This window comes from Mesorhizobium sp. CO1-1-7, from assembly GCF_020164885.1.
GTDB classification, from domain to species: Bacteria; Pseudomonadota; Alphaproteobacteria; order Rhizobiales; family Rhizobiaceae; genus Mesorhizobium; species Mesorhizobium australicum.
This window is the reverse complement of sequence record NZ_JAIUHA010000013.1, coordinates 69,328-84,888: the sequence shown is the minus strand read 5'-3', so window position 1 is coordinate 84,888 and position 15,561 is coordinate 69,328. Positions and strand designations below refer to the sequence as shown.

General features: G+C 64.5%; 15 protein-coding genes and 1 pseudogene. 6 read left to right on the top strand and 10 right to left on the bottom strand.

What is annotated here, in order from left to right:
- Positions 1–23: 23 nt before the first annotated feature.
- The gene (locus tag LB516_RS25900; protein ID WP_140615683.1) at positions 24–503 is read left to right on the top strand and encodes an Lrp/AsnC family transcriptional regulator; all 480 of its coding nucleotides are present in this window, start codon (positions 24–26) and stop codon (positions 501–503) included.
- On the opposite strand, the gene LB516_RS25895 is transcribed toward LB516_RS25900, so the two are convergent.
- Together LB516_RS25895 and LB516_RS25890 are read right to left on the bottom strand one after the other, a co-directional pair.
- Positions 500–697 carry a hypothetical protein gene (locus tag LB516_RS25895; protein ID WP_015317249.1) on the bottom strand — a complete coding sequence of 66 codons (198 nt, stop codon included), beginning with the start codon at positions 695–697 and terminating at the stop codon, positions 500–502. The two genes, LB516_RS25900 and LB516_RS25895, sit on opposite strands and share 4 nt — an antisense overlap.
- A 237-nt stretch (positions 698–934) precedes the next feature.
- Positions 935–1,414, bottom strand: a complete 480-nt coding sequence (locus tag LB516_RS25890; RefSeq protein ID WP_015317250.1) for a thioesterase family protein — start codon at positions 1,412–1,414, stop codon at positions 935–937.
- A 160-nt stretch (positions 1,415–1,574) separates the two neighbouring features.
- Between LB516_RS25890 and LB516_RS25885 the strand changes: the two genes are divergently transcribed.
- Together LB516_RS25885 and LB516_RS25880 are read left to right on the top strand one after the other, a co-directional pair.
- On the top strand, positions 1,575–2,990 hold the full coding sequence (locus LB516_RS25885; protein ID WP_224720609.1) for an FAD-binding oxidoreductase: 1,416 nt from the start codon (positions 1,575–1,577) through the stop codon (positions 2,988–2,990).
- A gap of 47 nt (positions 2,991–3,037) precedes the next feature.
- Positions 3,038–3,307 (top strand): annotated as a pseudogene (locus tag LB516_RS25880) (hypothetical protein); the annotation flags it as partial.
- Positions 3,308–3,336: 29 nt separating this feature from the next.
- Here LB516_RS25880 and LB516_RS25875 read toward each other — a convergent pair.
- Positions 3,337–4,323: a Dyp-type peroxidase gene (locus LB516_RS25875; RefSeq protein WP_224720608.1), complete on the bottom strand. Its 987-nt coding sequence runs from the start codon at positions 4,321–4,323 to the stop codon at positions 3,337–3,339.
- A gap of 132 nt (positions 4,324–4,455) precedes the next feature.
- Here LB516_RS25875 and LB516_RS25870 point away from each other — a divergent pair, with 132 nt between their 5' ends.
- A complete protein-coding gene (locus LB516_RS25870) occupies positions 4,456–8,502 on the top strand; it encodes an AsmA family protein (RefSeq protein ID WP_224720607.1) in 4,047 nt (1,348 codons plus the stop codon).
- Between the two features lie 9 nt (positions 8,503–8,511).
- Here LB516_RS25870 and LB516_RS25865 read toward each other — a convergent pair whose 3' ends face one another.
- From LB516_RS25865 to LB516_RS25855, 3 genes are all read right to left on the bottom strand, one after another.
- Positions 8,512–9,429 carry a sigma-70 family RNA polymerase sigma factor gene (locus LB516_RS25865; RefSeq protein ID WP_224720606.1) on the bottom strand — a complete coding sequence of 306 codons (918 nt, stop codon included), beginning with the start codon at positions 9,427–9,429 and terminating at the stop codon, positions 8,512–8,514.
- A 33-nt stretch (positions 9,430–9,462) separates the two neighbouring features.
- Positions 9,463–9,768: a hypothetical protein gene (locus LB516_RS25860; protein ID WP_140660943.1), complete on the bottom strand. Its 306-nt coding sequence runs from the start codon at positions 9,766–9,768 to the stop codon at positions 9,463–9,465.
- A 117-nt stretch (positions 9,769–9,885) separates the two neighbouring features.
- Positions 9,886–10,314 carry a MarR family winged helix-turn-helix transcriptional regulator gene (locus LB516_RS25855; protein WP_224720605.1) on the bottom strand — a complete coding sequence of 143 codons (429 nt, stop codon included), beginning with the start codon at positions 10,312–10,314 and terminating at the stop codon, positions 9,886–9,888.
- A gap of 165 nt (positions 10,315–10,479) precedes the next feature.
- On the opposite strand from LB516_RS25855, the gene LB516_RS25850 reads away from it, so the two are divergent.
- Positions 10,480–12,276, top strand: a complete 1,797-nt coding sequence (locus LB516_RS25850; protein ID WP_224583551.1) for a chloride channel protein — start codon at positions 10,480–10,482, stop codon at positions 12,274–12,276.
- 2 nt (positions 12,277–12,278) lie between these two features.
- On the opposite strand, the gene LB516_RS25845 is transcribed toward LB516_RS25850, so the two are convergent.
- From LB516_RS25845 to LB516_RS25830, 4 genes are all read right to left on the bottom strand, one after another.
- Positions 12,279–12,503 carry a ribbon-helix-helix domain-containing protein gene (locus tag LB516_RS25845; RefSeq protein ID WP_224720604.1) on the bottom strand — a complete coding sequence of 75 codons (225 nt, stop codon included), beginning with the start codon at positions 12,501–12,503 and terminating at the stop codon, positions 12,279–12,281.
- Positions 12,500–12,697, bottom strand: a complete 198-nt coding sequence (locus LB516_RS25840; RefSeq protein ID WP_224720603.1) for a DUF4169 family protein — start codon at positions 12,695–12,697, stop codon at positions 12,500–12,502. The genes LB516_RS25845 and LB516_RS25840 overlap by 4 nt, the downstream gene beginning before the upstream one ends.
- An 11-nt stretch (positions 12,698–12,708) precedes the next feature.
- The gene (locus LB516_RS25835) at positions 12,709–13,245 is read right to left on the bottom strand and encodes an SspB family protein (protein WP_140615701.1); all 537 of its coding nucleotides are present in this window, start codon (positions 13,243–13,245) and stop codon (positions 12,709–12,711) included.
- Between the two features lie 146 nt (positions 13,246–13,391).
- On the bottom strand, positions 13,392–14,081 hold the full coding sequence (locus tag LB516_RS25830; RefSeq protein WP_224720602.1) for a TetR/AcrR family transcriptional regulator: 690 nt from the start codon (positions 14,079–14,081) through the stop codon (positions 13,392–13,394).
- Positions 14,082–14,264: 183 nt separating this feature from the next.
- Here LB516_RS25830 and LB516_RS25825 point away from each other — a divergent pair, with 183 nt between their 5' ends.
- Entirely contained in the window at positions 14,265–15,470 is a 1,206-nt protein-coding gene (locus LB516_RS25825; protein WP_224720601.1) for a multidrug effflux MFS transporter, read from the top strand.
- Positions 15,471–15,561 lie beyond the last annotated feature (91 nt).

Here is a 15,561-nt window from a genome sequence, read left to right as displayed (position 1 = left end):
TTCCCGGAGGCAAGGAGTTTTCCATGAAACGCCTTCGAAACGAAAATGCCGACATCGACGCGGCCGACATGAAGATCCTGCGCCTGCTGGAAGAGGACGCGCGCATCAGCACCGCGGAGCTGGCCCGTTCCGTCGGCCTGTCTGCGCCGAGCGTGGCGGAGCGCATCAAGCGGCTGCAGGAGAACGGCGTGATCGAGGCCTATTGCGTCAGGATCAACCCGGCGGCGCTTGGCCTGAAACTGTCGGCGTGGCTGCGCATCCGGCCGGTGCCTGGGCAATTGTCAGTCGTGGCCGAGATCATCCGTGAGTTGCCGGAGATCGCACAATGCGACCGGGTGACCGGAGAGGACTGTTTCATCGCGCTGGCGCATGTCGGCTCGGTCGCCGAACTCGAACGGGTGATCGACCGCATCATCCCCTATGCGATGACCAACACGGCGATCATCCAGTCGTCGCCGGTGATCGCGCGCTCGCCGCTGGCGGCGATCAGGCAACGGCGCTAAGCGTGGCCGCGCTTCAGGCGGGCGCGCTTCAGGATGCTGCGCCAGCGGATCATGTCGAACGGGATCGGTTCGTTGTTGTTGGCGATGTGAAAGATCTCGTTGTCGACATTCTTGAGCGAACGCCAGAAATCGTAGTCCGATATGCGCGGATCGGCCGCCAGCCTGTCCACCTCGACCTTGATGTCGGTTTTCATGCACGTTCCTCGAACCGGCTTCGCCGCGCCGCCCGCTAAAACAACCCTGTGCGGACGTTTTCGACCGCTCCGCTGAGTCGTTCAACGGCTCAGATGGCTTGTTCCCGTTAAATCCTCAGTAAGGTTAATGCGGGTGCGAGGTGGCTTCAAGCACGCGTGCCAGCCGATTTTAGGAACCCGGCGATTTTGGATCGCGGGTGTGGCTTTGAGGCCAGACCCGGTCGCCTGGGCTTCGCCCTATTTGCGCTTGATGCCGATCGAACGGCCGGCGCGCTCGGGCATCGGGAGCACGGAGTGGGCGGCGCGCATGGCTTCGATCCTGGCCAGTACATCGGCGGGAAAGGGCGCCACCTTCGGCCCCGACATGTCGACATGCAGCGACAAGGTCTCGGACGTGGCGGCGAGCCAGCCGTCGACATGTCGGATTTCCTGATAGGCTCGCAGCCGCTTCTCGTCATGGTCGATGAGCTGGAAGGAGACCGCGACCTTGTGGTCGAGATGCAGTTCCCTGACGTAGCAGACATGGGCTTCGGCGGTGTAGATGGTGAGCCGCCGCTCTTTCACATAGTCCAGACCCATGCCCATCGCCTCGAAGGCCTCGTCCGAGCAGCGGTCGAACAGCACGTTGTAATAGGCCATGTTGAGATGGCCGTTATAGTCGATCCAGTCCTTCTCGATGCCCATGGGCCTGGAGACGAAGGGGGCGGGAATGGACATCGAAACTTCCTTGTTCTGGTGCTGGACAGAGTAGCCGGTGAGTGTCTTTACATTCTGACGCAATTTCGGATGGAAACCGCTTCACACTTTTCCTGAAATTGCTTTAGGCATCCATACTCGCATAACAAGCGTGGGCGCTGGTCCATTCGCGGAGGAATTCATGGCTCTGAGCGACCTCAATCCGGTCGAACGCAACGAGGAAGGCATCGCGGCGGTGCTCGGCATCCTCAAGCAGCGGCTGGGCGAGCGCTTCCAGACCGGACAGGCCATCCGCTCGCAGCACGCGCATACGACCACCTATATTCCGACGCAGGCGCCCGACGGCGTCGCTTTCCCGGAGACGACGGCCGAGGTGCAGGAAATCGTGCGTGCCTGTGCCGCACACCGTGTGCCGGTGATCGCGTTCGGCGTCGGCTCGTCGCTCGAAGGCCACACCAATGCGCCGGGTGGAGGCATTTCGGTCGATACGTCGCGGATGAACCGCATTCTTTCGGTCAATCCGCAGGATCTCGACTGCACGGTGGAGCCCGGCGTCACGCGCGAGGATTTGAACCGGCATCTGCGCGACACCGGCCTGTTCTTTCCGATCGATCCGGGCGCCAATGCCTCGCTCGGCGGCATGGCGGCGACGCGGGCGTCCGGCACCAATGCGGTGCGCTACGGCACGATGCGCGAGAACGTGCTGTCGCTGACCGCCGTCATGGCCGACGGCGAGACGGTGACGACCGGCAAGCGGGCGAAGAAGAGTTCGGCCGGCTACGACCTGACCCGGCTGCTGGTCGGCTCCGAGGGCACGCTTGGCATCATCACAGCACTGACCTTGAAGCTGCAAGGCATTCCGCAGGCGATCTCGGGCGGCGTCTGTCCCTTCCCGAGCGTCGAAGCTGCCTGCAACGCCGTCATCGCGACGATCCAGATGGGCATTCCGGTGGCGCGCATCGAACTGGTCAACGCCCTGCAGATGCGGGCGATGAAGACCTATTCCAAGCTCGATTATCCCGAGGGCCCGTGCCTGTTCGTCGAGTTTCATGGCAGCGAAGCCGGCGTTGCCGAACAGGCCGAGACCTTCGGGGCGATCGCGGAAGACAATGGCGGCGGGCCGTTCCTGTGGACCAGCGTTGCCGAGGAACGCACCAAATTGTGGAAGGCCAGGCACGACGCCTACTGGGCGTCGCTGACCTTGCGCCCGGGCGCCAAGGGCCTGTCGACCGATGTCTGCGTACCGATCTCGCGCTTTGCCGAATGCGTCATGGAAACCGAGGCCGACATTGCCGAGATGGGACTTATCGCGCCCATCGTCGGCCATGCCGGAGACGGCAATTTCCACGTCCTGGTGCTGATGGATGTCAATGATCCCAAGGAAATCGCGCTGTCGGAAAAATTCGTGGCACGGCTCAACATGCGGGCGATCGCCATGGAGGGCACCTGCACCGGCGAGCACGGCATCGGGCAAGGCAAGATCGGGTTCCTGCGCCACGAACTCGGCCATGGCGTCGACATCATGCGCACGATCAAGCAGGCGCTCGATCCGCAAAACATCATGAATCCGGGCAAGATCCTGCCTGACGCGGGCTAAGCGCATCGCGAACAGCGCGTCTTGACCGCGCCGCCATTCGGGTCGAGGCGGTGCTGGCCATGGCGATGCGGCGGCTGAACGGCGAGGCCGAACGGCGCCGCCAACTGGCGGCTCGCACTTCGCTGGTCGACAATGCGCGCAAGGCGCTGGCCTTGAAGCAGAAAGCTCCGGACGGTCCCACGCACAATTCGCGCACCGCCCACGAGGGCATGCGGGCCGTGGCCAACCAGAAGGTTCCAAGTCTTGTTCGGCCGGCCGAACTCGGCCGCCAGCGCAAGGCGGCCAAGGTGGCGCAGGCGAAACGCGACGCACGCTAAGGGAGCGGTTAGGCCCGCCAACCGCCGCTCTATCCTGCAGTGGGAAGCTGCTCCCGGGCGTCCTGCACAAGCGTCTGCAGCATGGGGCGGGTCGGGGCGAAGAAGGTCGTGCCGGTGTGCGGCGTGGAGACATCGAGCAGCCGGTCGTAGGCGCCCGGCGGGTCGCCGACATACATGCGCTGCAGCATTTTCTCGGTGACCCAAAGATATCTGCTGTAGCCGATGAAGTAGGTGCCGAATTCGTTCTGCCCGGGCCTGCCGAACGGCATGTTGTCGCGCAATATGTCGTGTTCGTTGCCGTCGGCATCGACCACGGTGGCCAGCGCCTTGTGCGATTTGCGCAGCGCGTCGTCATCATCGATTTCGATGTTGTCGATCTTGGTGCGGCCGATGATCGCCTCCTGCTCGGGCGTGGGAATGCGCGCCCAGGCCTGCATGTCGTGCAGATATTTCTGGACCACGACATAGCTGCCACCGGCGAAATCGGCATCCTCGTCACCGACCAGCGCCGAGGCGGGCAAATCGAGGCCGGCCGGGTTGGCGGTGCCGTCGACGAAGCCGAGCAGGTCGCGGGCGTCGAAATAGCGAAAGCCGATCACTTCGTCGACGACGCTGACGCCGGGACCAAGCCTGTCGAGCAGGATACGCTCGAATTCGAAGCACATGTCGGGCCGCTCGGCGCGGATGTGAAAGAGCAGGTCGCCCGGTGTCGTTGGCGCCGAATGGACCGCGCCCTTGATCGGCGCGAACGGCTTCAGTTCCAGCGGCCGCCGGCCGGGGCTGAGCCGGTCCCAGAGATCGCGGCCGATGCCGGCGATGCAGGACAGGCGCCCGCCGAGATCGCGGAATCCGACAGTCTTGACCAGATCGTCGAGTTCGCCGAGCACGGAACAAACCCTGGCCAGAGCCGGCTGATCGCCGGCGACGATGCCGACAAGGAAAATCGCCGACTGCGATAGCGGGGCATCGACACTCTGCGCATCGATCGGCACGCGATCCCAGTTCTTGCCCGACATCCGAGAATCTCCGCTTTTCCCGGATTTGTTTCAGATCGTCCGACATGACGCAACACGGGATGAATTGCCTCTTTATCGACACGCGGATGCGGGTAGAGTGCGGCGGAATTGCAATCAACCTGTTCGGAGCTGATGCTCGCACGCCTGTTCGTGATCTTCGGTGGCCTGTTCGTGCTGGTGCTGCTTGCGGCGCTGGTGGTGCCGCATTTTATCGACTGGACTGGCTACCGCGCCGAGTTCGAGCGCGAGGCAAGCGCCATCCTCGGCCGCAAGGTAACCGTGCAGGGCGACGCCACGGCAAGGCTGCTGCCGTTTCCCTCGGTGACCTTTTCCAAAGTCGCCGTCGCCGGTGGCCCCGACGGTCAGCCGGCCATGACCGTCGAGACGTTTTCGATGGACGCGGAACTGGCACCCTTCCTGCGCGGCGAGGTGCTGATCTTCGACATGCGGCTGGTGCGGCCGAAGGCGACCATCGACATCGCCGCCGACGGAACCGTCGATTGGGCCATGCGCCCGTCCTCGCCCTTCGACCCCGGCCAGGTCTCGATCGAGAAACTGACTGTGACGGAAGGGCAGATTGAACTGCGCCACGCCGCCGGCGGCCGCAGCCACATCTTTTCGGAGATCAACTCGACCATTTCGGCCAAGTCGCTGGCCGGTCCGTGGCGCATGGATGGCACGTTGCGGCTGGACGGGTTGCGGACCACGGTCGCGGCGTCGACCGGCAAGGCCGAACCCTCCGGGCAGATGCGGTTACGGGTGAAGGCGGATCCCGACGCCTATCCGCTGGTCATCGAGACCGACGGCAATGCCGGCATCGTCAACGGTGCCGCCGTCTATTCCGGCCAGTTCAAGATTTCGGGCGCGGACAAGGATAGCGCGGGCAAGAATTCAGCCGAGTTGCGCGGCACGGACGGCGAGACGGTGAAAGTCAGCACCGGCAAGTCCGATCCGGGCTTCCGGCTTAACGGCAAGTTCTCGCTCGATCACCAGAAGCTTGGCGTCGACGAATTCCGTTTCGAGACCGGTCCGCTCGACAATCCCTACACCGCCGATGGCAAGGCCTCGGTCGATCTTGGCCAGAAACCGAGCTTCGCCATCGAGGCCAATGGCGCGCAGGTTCAGTTCGACGAGGCGGTGGGTGCCCAGGCGGGTACGGGCCTGACGCTGGATCAGCGCATCGCCGGGCTGGAGCAGGCGCTGCTCGATCTGCCGAAGCCGACCATTCCCGGCACGGTCGAGGTCAAGTTGCCGGCGGTGGTGGCCGGCGACACGACGGTGCGCGATGTTCATCTTTCGGCCGAGCCGGTCGGTGACGGGTGGTCGGTGAAATCGCTGGCCGCGACCTTGCCCGGCCGCACCAAGCTGGAAGCCGATGGCAAGGTCATGCTCAACGTGCAGGGCCATTTCGGCTTCACCGGCTCGTTGCTGCTGGCCGTGGCGCAACCCTCGGGTTTTGCCGCCTGGCTGTCGAAGGATGTCGACGAGGCGATCCGCCGTCTGCCTGCCGCCGGTTTCAAGGCCAAGGTCGATCTCTCGCAAAATCATCAATCCTTCAGTGATCTCGAACTGATCCTCGGCAAGGCGAAGTTTTCCGGCCGCATTGATTCCAGCCAGCCCGAAGACGCAAAGCCATCGGTGCTGATGCGGCTCGAGGGCGGCGATCTCGATGTCGATGGGCTGGCGGCCTTCGCCTCGATCTTCGTCAGCGACAAGGGAGCCAATCGTTTTGCCGACAGCGACCTCGATTTCCAGATCAAGGCCGGCCCTGTCAGCGCCGGCGGCTTGACCGCCGACACGGTCGATACCGCGCTCAGGCTGCGCGACGGGCTGCTCGAAATCGACCGGCTGTCTGTCGGTGGACTGGCCGGTTCCTCGATCAGCGCCACCGGCCGCATCAAGGATTTTCCTGCGAGCCCGACCGGCAAGCTCGACGCCTCGGTGGTGGCAGTCGACCTCAAACCGCTGATCGATGTCGCAGCACGGCACTATCCGGACAATGCCGTGCTGAAGGGGCTCGCAGACCGCGCCGCGGCCTATCCCGACTTGTTCCAGGACGCGCGCGTCGACCTCGTGGCCAGTGCCGCCGACAATGGCGACGGCACCACGGGCCTGGCGGTGAGCGGGCAAGGCAAGGCCGGCGGCTCGTCCTTTTCGGCGTCGCTGTCGGGAAAGGGCGCGGTGGACAGGCTTGCCGACGCGCCAGTGACACTGACTTTCAACGCCAGGAACCCGGACGCAACCGCCTTGCTCGCGCTCTACGGCCTGCCGGCGCTGCCGCTCGGCATGCTGGGTGAAGCAAGCACCGACATCCGGGCCAAGGGTACGCTTTCCGGCGGCCTGGCGACGAGCTTCAGCCTTGCCGGCAATGACTTCAAGGCCGGCTTCGAGGGGGTGGTCGCCGACACGCCGCAAGGCCCGACGGCCAAGGGCAAGATCAACCTCGACGCCTCCGACATCGAGCCGTGGCTGATGACGACGGGCATCGGCCTGCCCGGCATGGGCGCCGGCATGTCGACATCGCTGGCCGCGCAGGCCGATTACGGCAATGGCCTGCTGGTGCTCTCCGGGCTCAGCGGCGCCATCAACGAGGCGGCTGTGTCCGGCGACATCAACCTCGATGTCAAGCAGGGGGTCGACGGCAAGGACGGCGTGCCGCATCTGGCTGGGGCGCTGGCGCTCGACGAACTCGACCTCGATCCGATGGCGGTGGCGCTGTTTGGCGATTCCGCTTTTCTCGTGGACAAGAACGGGTCCGGCAAGAGCGACAATGCCGACAAGAATAACAGGGCCGACAAGAATGACAGGGCCGACAAGAATGACAGGGCCGACAAGAATGACAGGGCCGACAAGAATGACAAATCCGGCGCGTGGCCGTCGGCGCCGTTCAGCCAGAAGTCCAGCCTGCCATTCACGGCCGATCTCGACCTGACCACGGCTTCGCTGACCGTCGGCCCGCTCGCCACCGCCTATGACGCGGCCCTCTCGCTCAAGCTCGACCCGGAAGGCATTCGGGTCACCGATCTCAAGGCCAAATTCCTCGGCGGGGCGCTCTCCGGCCTGTTCGAGCTGAAGAACAATGACGGTACCGGGCTTTTCACCGGTCAGATGAAACTGGCGGGTGCCGATCTGGCTGATGTCTTGCCGGATGCGGGCATCGGCGGCAGCGGCGATTTCTCGACGACGCTGTCGACCAGCGGCAAATCCGTCGACGCGATGATTGCCGCTCTATCGGGATCCGGCACGGCGACGCTGAAGGGCTTGCGGATCGCCGGCGTCAATCCTGACGCGTTCGGCGCATTCCTGGCCAAGGCGGATGCGATCGGACGCGATATCGACGCCGCCAAGACGGCTGGCTTCGCGCCTGACATCGCCGCCGACGGCAGCTTCGCCGCCGGGAATGCCGAGGTCGCCTTCACGATTGCCGGCGGCACGCTCAGGGCGCCGCCGATCAGTCTTGAAAACCCGGCGGCGACCTTGTCGGCCGACATCACGGCGGACCTCAACGCCAGCACGGTTTCCACCAAGGGCGCGATCACCTATCGGCCTGGCGACGAAGCGCTGGTCGGCTCCGAGCCGGCCGTGAATTTCACCGCCGAGGGGCGGTTCGGCGCCGTGAAACGGCAGTTCGACAGCGAGCCGCTGGCGCAATTCCTGACCCAGCGTGCGCTGGAAAAAGAACAGCAGCGCGTCGAGGCGATGCAGGCCGCGCTGCTGGAGAAACAGCGGCTGCGACGCGAAGTGCGCTATTACGCGGCCCTTCAGGATGCCCGCGACAAGGCCGCCGAGGAGCTGCGCCAACAAGAGGAAGCGGCGCGCCTGAAAGCCGAGGCCGACGCCAAGGCGAAAGCGGAGGCCGACGCTCAGGCCAAGGCCGAAGCGGATGCCAAGGCAAAGGCCGACGCGGAAGCAAAAGCCAAGGCGGATGCCGAGGCCAAGGCGGCGGCGGAACAGCAGGCAGCGGACGAGGCGGCCAAGGCGCAGGCCGAGCAGGAGCGCCAGAAGGCGGAGGAGGCGATGCGCATTGCCTCCCAGGAAAAAGCCAGGCTCGAAGCCGAGCGCAAGGCGGCGCAACAGGCACCCAAGGCCGAGCAGGTGCCCGCCAACGACAATCCGCCTCCAGCCAAGCCGAAAGCCAATCCATTCACGGTCGACAATCTGTTGAAGTCACTGCAGTAGGCAGCAGGGCTAGGCTTTCCGGTTGGTCACCCGCCGGGCAATCGTCTCAAGAACGAACGTTTCGGCGCCGTCGGCGACGTATCTGGCGTGGCGGAAATCGCGGATGGCGGCAAGCTTGCCGCCCTGCCAACCCAGCAGGATGAAGTATGCCGGCGCTGCCGTCGGGTCGTTGGGATCGCGCACGAGGATTGCCGGACGGTCCTCGACGAAACCGGACTGGAAATGCCAGTCCCGCACCCGGGAATAATTGCCGAAATAGGTGGCCACCTCCTTGCGGCCGTTGAGCCTTGCCCTGGCCACCAGTTCCAGCCGCACTTCGTCGGCCAGCATGTCTCGCACGGCGTCGAAGTCGCGGGCGTTGAAGCGATCGACATAGGCGTCGAGCAACAGGCGCTCCGACGCACTCAGCCTGGGAACAGGACGATCGTCCTGTTCGTCGGCGAGCTCACGCAGCCGGCCACGGCCACGATGCAGCGCTGCCTTGATCGCGGGGATGCTGGTGTCGAGCATGGTGCTGATTTCCCGCAGCGAATAGCCCAGCACATCCATCATGATGACGCTGCTTCGCTGCGCGACGGGAAGGCGCATGAAACTGTGCAATCCGGCTGCCGCGGCCTGCCGATCGGCGATGGAATTTGCCGGGTCGGCGATCATGTCCGGCTCCTCCTCGGAGAAAGTCTTCTCACGGGCGCGGCGGCGCAGGAAGTCGAGCGCCGCATTGTGGGCGATGCGAAACAGCCAGCCTTCGGGATTGGCGATCGGGACGGTGCCGGCCAAGGCCTCGAACGCCCTGGCCAGCGCCTCCTGCACGACGTCCTCGCCATCGACGACCGAGCCGGTCATCCGGGCGCAGTAGCGATGCAGTTTGGGGCGCAATTCGCCGAACAAGCGGTCGAAAGGCTCTGGGATCTCGCCTGGATTGTTCATGCACCGGCCGTTCTTGACATGGTTCTATTCAGGCTACTCGTCCAGCATCCGATAATGGCCCACCACTGTCATCACGTCACGATGCGGAGGGTCGACGCAGCGATCCCTGATGCCACTCTGAAAAGCCTGGAAGGCGGCAAGCCCTGTGATGAGGTCGGCATGCCCGTCGGTTTCGGTCTCGACGAGATGGACGAAAGTGCCATTGCCGGAGCGCCAGGTCATGTAGCGAACGCCTTCCGGCGATTTGCCGCGCAGTTCCTCGAACACTGCCTTGACAAGGCGCTCGTTCTCGTCGGCCCGGTCCGGCTTCGTCTTGTAGCGTATCAAATGGCGTTTCATCGCATTGGCTCCCTTGGCTGTCGCCTGTCCAAGACGCCGCGGCCAGGCCAAAGGATTCGGATTCCGGAAAAATAGTCCGGTGAAAAAAATAGTTCGGTATCGGCCCGATGCTGGACGTCAGTCCTGGCTCCGGTCGAGCAGGCGCCGCAGCATGGGTTCGATGCGCGAGAGCTCGTCGAGATGCGCGGCCGACAGTTCGGCCAGGCAATCGTCGGCGCGTTGGGTCAGCCGCAGCAGCACGCGGCGGTGGTCGTCCTTGTCCTGGTCGCGTGCGACCAGTCCTGCCTCGCCGAGACGGTTGACCAGTTCGACGGCGCTGTGGTGACGGATGCGCAGGCGTTCCGCCAGGTCGCCGACCGTCACCGGCCCGCCGCCGGGATATCCCTTGATCGCCAGCAGCGCCTGGTGCTGGCGCGGGGTCAGGCCGGCGTCCTCGGCCTGCACCTGGCTGAATTCGAGGAAGCGGCGGATGAGGTAGCGGAACTCGGACAGCCGCTGGTAGTCGGATTGCCTGATGGCGGGGCGTGGTGTCTTGGGCTGCGTCATGTCGGAGATGTCTTCGTTTTCCGGTGAAAGCTCAAACGAAATTTCGAGCGAAAGCCGCTTGAACAGATATATCGTGTTACGATACATACCCCGCCGACAACCGGCTGGCCACTTCGACCGTGCCGCAGAACCCAGACACGGCCGCCGGCAGGAAGCAAAGCCACCATGAAGACCCATAACTCCAATCCCGATCATCTCCGGGATTTCACCACGGATGCCCGAGTGCTGCTCGTCGCCGCGATAGCGGTGGTGGTGGCGACCGCCGGGCTGTTTGCCGGCATCGCGCTTCTGAAGCTGATCCGGCTCGCCACCAACATCGCCTATTTCGGCCAGTTCTCGCTTGCCGAGCTGAAGCTGCAGGATACGCCGCTCGGGCTTGCCGCCGTCATCGTTCCGGTCATCGGCGCGCTGATCATCGGCCTGATGGCGCGCTACGGCAGCGAGAAGATCCGCGGCCACGGCATTCCCGAGGCCATCGAAGCGATCCTGCTTGGGCGCTCCAAGCTCGACGCCAAGGTGGCGATCCTGAAACCGCTGTCGTCGGCGATCTCGATCGGCTCCGGCGGGCCGTTCGGCGCCGAGGGTCCGATCATTATGACTGGCGGCGCCATCGGCTCGCTGATCGCGCAGATGCTGCCGGTCTCGGACAACGAGCGCAAGACATTGCTGGTGGCGGGAGCGGCGGCCGGCATGACCACCGTGTTCGGCACGCCGATCGCTGCCATCATGCTGGCGGTCGAATTGCTGCTGTTCGAATGGACGCCACGCAGCTTCATCCCCGTCGCGGTTGCGGCCATCGTGGCCGAGGTGGAGCGCACCATGCTGCACATGCCAGGGCCGATCTTTCCGTTCGCGGGCAACATGGCGGTTTCGTTCGTCGGCCTTGGCGGCTGGGTGCTGGTCGGCATCTGCGCCGGCCTGTTGTCCGGGCTGCTGACGCAGATGGTCTATGCCTGCGAGGACGGCTTCCAGAAGCTGCCGATCCACTGGATGTGGTGGCCGATGCTCGGCGGCCTGGTGGTCGGCATAGGCGGCTTGATCGACCCACGAGCGCTCGGCGTCGGCTATGACAACATCGCCGACATGCTGGACGGCCGCACGATCGCCACCGCGGCGCTGCTGCTGCTGGTGGTCAAGGCCATCATCTGGTCGGTTGCGCTCGGCTCGGGAACTTCGGGCGGCGTGCTGGCGCCGCTGTTGATCATGGGTGGCGCGATGGGGGCGGTGCTTGCCGGCATCCTGCCGGCGGCGGACCCGGGCTTCTGGGCACTGCTGGCCATGGCCGCCACCATGGGCGGCACGATGCGCGCGCCGCTGACAGCCACGTTCTTCGCCGTCGAGCTGACCGGCAACACGCATGTGCTGGTGCCGCTGATCGCGGCTTGTGCCGCGGCGCACGCGGTCACCGTGCTGCTGATGAAGCGTTCGATCCTGACCGAGAAGATCGCCAGGCGGGGGCACCATCTGGTTCGCGAATATCGCGTCGACCCCTTCGCGCTGACCAGGGTGCGCGAGGTGATGACGGCGCAGGTCGAGAGCGTGCCGGCGACGATGACGCTGCATGGTGCGGCCGCCTTCCTGACCGCGCCGGAAACCCGGCATCCGAGTTTTCCCGTGGTCGATGAAAACAGGCAGGTGCTCGGCCTCATCGATCCGCCGGCGATCCTGCGCTGGCGCCGTGCCGGCAAGCACCGGACGACGACGCTCGGCGAGCTGCTGGCGGGAAGCAAGGTGACACTGGCCCATCCCGACGAATATCTGGAAGGCTTGTCGGACAAGCTGCTGACCGCCAATGTCTCGCATCTGCCGGTCGTGGCGCGTGAGGATGGAAGGCTGGTCGGCTATGTCGGCTGGAAGGATCTGATGCGCGTGCGCTCGCGCAAGCAGGCCGAGGAGCGTGAGCGCTCCACCTTGCTCGGCTTCGGGCGCGGGAAAAAGGCTGACCCGGTCGAGGGTGCGTAACTTCAGGCGCTTGTCACGCGCTTCGCCCACTCCAGGACATGCAGTCTGAGCGCCGAGGACAGGTTGGTGTCACGGGGCCGGGTCTCGTCGATTTCGGCGACAAGGGCGGCGAGCGTCAGCTTTCTGGTCGCCGCGATGGCGACGAGATCGTCATGGAAGGGCTTTTCGAGGGAATAGCTGGTGCGATGGCCGCGAATGGTCACCGAGCGCTTTTCGACAGCGCTCATCGATCGTCAGGCCGAGTGGGCTTTTCGCGGTGATGGCCCGCGACAAACCTTTCACTCTTGTCGGCGATCAGACGGTCGCGTTCCTTTTCGGCCTTGGTGCGACCGTGCAAGGCGCGATTCCGGCTGGCCGTTTGTGCCTTGTCGTCCCGCGCCTTCTGCTTGCGAGCCTGGCGGAGATTGACGATGTCGGCCACGGACCGCGAGCCTACTTCTTGCGGAAGGCGTCGAGCGAGACCACTTCGGCGCCCTTGGCGCCGGCATCCGCGGCGGTTGCCTTCTTCTCCGCTTCGGCGGCGGCCTTCTTCTCGGCCTTCGGCTTCTTCTCGGAGACGATGGTCAGCGGCTCGGGCACCGGTGCTGCCGGTTCCTCGTCGGGCTGCGCATCGGTCTTGACGTCGAATTCGAGCTCGAAATTGACCGACGGGTCGTAGAAGCCGCGCACGGCCGAGAACGGGATTTCCAGTTTCTCCGGCACGTCGGAGAAGGAGAGACCGACCTCGAACCCGGTGTCGGTCACCTTCAGGTCCCAATACTGGAACTGGATGACGATGGTCATCTGCTCGGGATAGCGCTCGCGCAGCCGCGATGAGACGCGCACGCCCGGCGCGCCGGTCAGGAAGGTGATGAAGAAATGATGGTTGCCGGGGAGGCCGGTGCGCGCGACCTCTGCCAGGACCTTGCGCATGACGCCGCGCAACGCCTCCTGGGCCAGAATGTCGTAGCGGATATGGTCGTCGGCCATGAGGTGGTCGGGTTCCGTTGAATCGTCCGCATAGCTGTAATCAAGCTTGGGCGCGGCGTAAACCTGATATAGACCGCCGCCGCGCCGAAGCGAGGACTATTGCAAACGATTTGATCGGCAAGGCGGCTTGGCGGCAACGCCAAATGTTATGCGTTAGCCAGCGCAGCGTGTCTTTTGAGGCTGGTCGGGGAAGGGCGCTTGCCGAAAGCGCGCAGGAAGGTGCGCACGCCGTTTGTCGCCGATTGCACCACCTCGTCCTCGCCTGGCGTGCCGCCAAGCATGAAGGTGGTCTGCAATTCGGCATTGACGAGGCCGAGGAACTGGCGCGCCGCGACGTCGGGATCGTCGATCGTGAGATAGCCGCCATAGGCGAGGCGGGCGAAGCGGGCGGCGATCGCCGGCCACGTCCTGCCGGGTCCCTGTTCGCGCCATTCGGCAAAGAGCTCGGGATAGCGCTCGCCCTCGGTCTGGATCAGCTTGCGCAGGAATTTTCCGTCCCGGTTGCAGATGCAGTTCTGGTTCAGGCGCACGGCAAAACCGATCAGGTCGGCCTCGAGATCCCCAGGCTGATCGGGGAAGGTGGCGATGGTGGCGAAAATGCCGGCGTTGCAGCGCTCGGTCAGGTCGCGCACCACCGCGATGAACAGTTTTTCCTTGTCGCCATGGTGGTTGTAGACCGTCTGGCGCGACACCCCGGCCTCAACCGCGATCAGGTCGATATTGGCGCCGGAGAAGCCTTCGCGGCAGAACACGCCGGCAGCGGCGTCGACGATCGACAGGCGCTTGGCCTCGTGCCCGCGTGGCGGGAAAGTGTCAGGAGAAACGCCCAGTCTCATGAAAATCTATATAGAGGTGATTGACGATTTAGACAAGACTGTCTAAATTTGTGGACACGATATAAGGGGATTTCGCTCCGGAGACGAATAAATTTGCTCCAGGAGTAGGAAACCCACGGGATGGAACGTCCTAGGGTCAGACGTCGCCGGCGGCGGCAACCAGATTCGAAAGAAGCCAATATCATGAGCCCCAAATTCCTCCGCATCGCGGTCGTGCTCGGCCTGTTGTCCGCCATCGGCCCGTTCGCCATCGACATGTATCTGCCCGCTTTGCCGTCGATCGGCACCGATCTGCATGCTGGCACCGCCGCCGTGCAGATGAGCCTTTTGATCTTCTTCCTGTCGATGGGCTTCGGCCAGATCGTCGTCGGGCCGATCTCCGACATGGTCGGCCGCAAGCTGCCGCTCTATGGCGGCTTGGCGCTGTTCATGGCCGGCGGCATCGGCTCGGCAATGGCGCCGACCATCGAGTGGCTGATCGCCTTCCGCTTCCTGCAGGGGCTTGGCGCCAGTGCCGGAATGGCCATTCCGCGCGCCATCGTGCGCGACCTGCACACCGGCAATGAGGCCGCCAAGCTGATGTCGCTGCTGATGCTGGTGTTTTCGGTGTCACCGATCCTGGCGCCGCTGACCGGCAGCCAGATCATCGAGAATTTCGGCTGGCGCGCCGTGTTCTGGACCGTGACCGGCGCGGCGGTGCTTGCCACCATCCTGCTCGCGACCTCGCTCAAGGAGACACGGCCGGCGGAAGAACGCGTCGGGTCCTCCTTCGGTACCGCCCTTGCCGGCTACCGCTTCCTGATGGGCGACCGTAATTTCCTCGGCCTGGTGGCGATCGCCGGCTTCGGCATTGCGAGCTTCTTCGTCTATCTGTCGAGTTCGTCCTTCATCCTGATCGACCATTACGGGCTGTCGCCTTCGGTCTACAGCGTCTTCTTCTCGATCAACGCGGTTGCCTTCATCGGCATGTCGCAGTTGACGGGCCTGCTTTCCGAACGGTTCGGACTGAAGCGCGTGGTGTGGGTGGCGGTGACCGGCTACGCGACGACGATGGTTGTGCTATTCGCGATCATAGCGACTGGCGTCGATCGGCTTGACGTGACGGCGGCCCTGCTGTTCGTCGGCTACGGCTTCCTCGGCTTGGTCATCCCGACCACATCGGTGCTGGCCATGGAAGAGCATGGCGAGATCGCCGGCACGGCGTCGGCGCTGATGGGCACGCTGCACTTCGCCATCGGCGCGCTCGCCATGGGCGTCGCCGGTGTGTTCTTCGACGGCACGCCGCTGCCGATGGTCGCTGGCATCACGCTCTGCGCCGTGATCTCGTTCGCACTGGCGAAGGTCACTCTTGGCCGTTCGCGCGAAGCGGTCGAAGCGCCGGCGGAATAGGAAATCCTCAATAAACCAGGGGAGGCCGGGTCGATCCCGGCTTTTTTGTGTTGAAGCCGGCGTTTGCCCCCGGGTTGACGACCGCGCTCTG